We start from the raw sequence: 3,086 nt of genomic DNA, 5'->3' as shown, positions 1-3,086 counted from the left end.
GGCCTGCTCGGCCGTGTCGTCGACGCGCTCGGCAACCCGATCGACGGCAAGGGCCCGATCCAGGCGACCGAGCGCAAGCGCGTCGACGTCAAGGCGCCCGGCATCATTCCGCGCAAATCGGTGAACGAGCCGATGTCGACCGGCCTCAAGGCCATCGACGCGCTGATCCCGGTCGGCCGCGGCCAGCGCGAGCTGGTCATCGGCGACCGCCAGACCGGCAAGACCGCGATCATTCTCGACACGATGCTCAACCAGAAATCGGTGCACGAACACGGGCCGGAGAAGGAAAAGCTCTACTGCGTCTACGTCGCCGTCGGCCAGAAGCGCTCGACCGTGGCGCAGTTCGTGAAAGTTCTAGAAGAGCGCGGCGCGCTCGACTATTCGATCATCATCGCCGCCACCGCTTCCGATCCGGCGCCGATGCAGTTCCTGGCGCCGTTCACCGCCTGCACCATGGGCGAATATTTCCGCGACAACGGCATGCATGCGCTGATCAGCTACGACGACCTGTCGAAGCAGGCCGTCGCCTACCGCCAGATGTCGCTGCTGCTGCGCCGCCCGCCCGGCCGCGAAGCCTATCCGGGCGACGTCTTCTACCTGCATTCGCGCCTGCTGGAGCGGGCCGCCAAGCTCAATGACGACAATGGCGGCGGTTCGCTGACGGCGCTGCCGATCATCGAGACCCAGGCCAACGACGTGTCGGCCTACATCCCGACCAACGTCATCTCGATCACCGACGGCCAGATTTTCCTGGAAACCAATCTGTTCTTCCAGGGCGTCCGCCCGGCGGTCAATGTTGGCCTGTCGGTGTCGCGCGTCGGCTCCTCGGCGCAGATCAAGGCGATGAAGCAGGTCGCCGGCTCGATCAAGGGCGAGCTCGCGCAGTACCGCGAAATGGCGGCCTTCGCCCAGTTCGGCTCCGACCTCGACGCCGCCACGCAGCGCCTGCTCAATCGCGGTGCGCGCCTGACCGAACTCCTGAAGCAGCCGCAATTCTCGCCGCTCAAGGTCGAAGAGCAGGTCGCGGTGATCTTCGCCGGCGTGAACGGCTATCTCGACAAGCTGGCAATCGACCAGGTCAGCAAATTCGAGCATGGCTTGCTCAGCCACATGCGCTCGGCCGGCAAAGAGGTGCTCGACGGCATCCGCAAGGAGAAGGCGCTGTCGGACGATCTGCGTGCCAAGCTGAAGGCGGAGATCGACACTTTTGCCAAGACCTTTGCTTGAACGAAGCCGGACGGACGGGATCAGGTTTGAAGCATGCCTTCACTAAAAGACCTTCGTAACCGTATCGCCTCGGTCAAGGCGACGCAGAAGATCACCAAGGCGATGCAGATGGTCGCCGCGGCGAAGCTGCGTCGCGCGCAGGAAGCGGCGGAAGCGGCGCGCCCCTATTCGGAGCGCATGGGCGCTGTGCTGGCCAACATCACCCAGGCGATCGGCGGCGGTGGCGAGGCCCCGGCGCTGATGACCGGCACCGGCAAGGACGACGTGCATCTGCTCGTCGTCTGCACCGCTGAGCGTGGTCTGTGCGGCGGCTTCAATTCGCAGATCGCACGCCTTGCCCGCGACCACATCCGCAAGCTTCTGGCCGACGGCAAGCAGGTCAAGATCATCTGCGTCGGCAAGAAGGGGTTCGACATCCTGCGCCGCGACTACGCGGCGCTGATCCTCGAGCGCGTCGACCTGCGCGAAGTGAAGACGCTCGGCTTCATCAACGCCGATGCCATTGCCAAAAAAGTCATCCAGCTCTTCAACGAGGGCGGCTTCGACATCTGCACGCTGTTCTATTCTCAGTTCAAGTCGGTTATCAGTCAGGTTCCAACGACGCAGCAGATCATTCCGGCAGGCGTGGCTTCCGCCCCCGCCGAGGTGGCCGGTGGCGGCAATGCCGTCTATGAATACGAGCCAGAGCCGGGCGAAATCCTCTCCGACCTCATTCCGCGCAACATTTCCGTACAGGTCTTCCGTGCGCTGCTCGAAAACGCGGCCGGCGAGATGGGCGCCAAGATGAGCGCCATGGACAATGCGACGCGCAACGCCGGCGACATGATCAACAAATTGTCGATCACCTACAACCGCCAGCGGCAGGCGCAGATCACCAAGGAATTGATCGAAATCATTTCGGGCGCCGAGGCGCTCTAGGCGCGCTCCGATGAAGGTCAGCGACCTTCAGGCGGATTGCGTGAGAAACAAAGAGACGAAAAGGGTAAAGACGATGGCGAAAGCAGCGACCCCCCAGAAGGCGGCCCCGAAAGCTGCCGCGACGGCGGCAGCACCGGCAAAGGCTCCGGCAGCGGCAGCGAAGGCCGCTCCGGCCAAGAAAGCGGCCGCGCCCGCCAAGGCTGCCGCGGCGAAGGCGCCGACCGTTGCCATCAACAAGACTGGCTTGGCCGGCAAGGTTCGCCAGGTCATCGGTGCCGTTGTCGACGTGCAGTTCGGCGAACATCTGCCGGCGATCCTGAACGCGCTGGAAACGTCCAATGTCGGCAATCGCCTCGTGCTCGAGGTGGCTCAGCATCTCGGCGAAAACACCGTGCGCTGCATCGCCATGGACTCGACCGAAGGTCTGGTTCGCGGCCAGGACGTCTATGACACCGGCGCACCGATAACCGTGCCGGTCGGCCCCGGCATGCTCGGTCGCATCATCAACGTCATCGGCGAACCGGTCGACGAGGCAGGCCCGGTCGACGGCATCGAGATGCGCTCCATCCACCAGCCGGCTCCGACCTATGTCGAGCAGTCGACGGAAGCGCAGATCCTGGTCACCGGCATCAAGGTTCTCGATCTGCTTGCGCCCTATGCCCGCGGCGGCAAGATCGGCCTGTTCGGCGGCGCCGGCGTAGGCAAGACGGTGCTGATCCAGGAACTGATCAACAACGTTGCCAAGGCGCATGGCGGCTTCTCGGTGTTCGCCGGCGTCGGTGAGCGCACCCGCGAAGGCAACGACCTCTATCACGAGTTCATCGAGTCCGGCGTCAACAAGAAGGGCGGCGGCGAAGGATCCAAGGCGGCGCTCGTCTACGGCCAGATGAACGAGCCGCCGCCCTTCTTGTTGACGCCGGACTCGATGAACTCGTGATAGA

Annotated in this window: 2 protein-coding genes and 1 pseudogene; all 3 read left to right on the top strand. The window is 64.0% G+C overall.

All coding sequences use genetic code 11. From position 1 onward, the window contains the following. On the top strand, nucleotides 1-1,227 hold a 1,227-nt coding region (gene atpA, locus EOA86_RS28425), incomplete at its 5' end, for a F0F1 ATP synthase subunit alpha (RefSeq protein ID WP_128344700.1). 33 nt (nucleotides 1,228-1,260) lie between these two features. Continuing rightward, on the top strand, nucleotides 1,261-2,145 hold the full coding sequence (locus EOA86_RS28420; RefSeq protein ID WP_029349044.1) for a F0F1 ATP synthase subunit gamma: 885 nt from the start codon (nucleotides 1,261-1,263) through the stop codon (nucleotides 2,143-2,145). Nucleotides 2,146-2,218: 73 nt separating this feature from the next. Then, nucleotides 2,219-3,046: pseudogene (locus EOA86_RS28415) on the top strand (F0F1 ATP synthase subunit beta); the annotation flags it as partial. Between the last annotated feature and the right edge of the window lie 40 nt (nucleotides 3,047-3,086).

The sequence above is a fragment of the Mesorhizobium sp. M5C.F.Ca.IN.020.32.2.1 genome, assembly GCF_004023105.1.
GTDB classification, from domain to species: Bacteria; Pseudomonadota; Alphaproteobacteria; order Rhizobiales; family Rhizobiaceae; genus Mesorhizobium; species Mesorhizobium wenxiniae.
This window is presented reverse-complemented; position numbering and strand designations above follow the sequence as displayed.

Excerpts from the sequence above, each read along its gene's own strand:
- EOA86_RS28420 (WP_029349044.1), top strand. The coding sequence starts at position 1,261 with ATGCCTTCACTAAAAGACCTTCGTAACCGTATCGCCTCGGTCAAGGCG.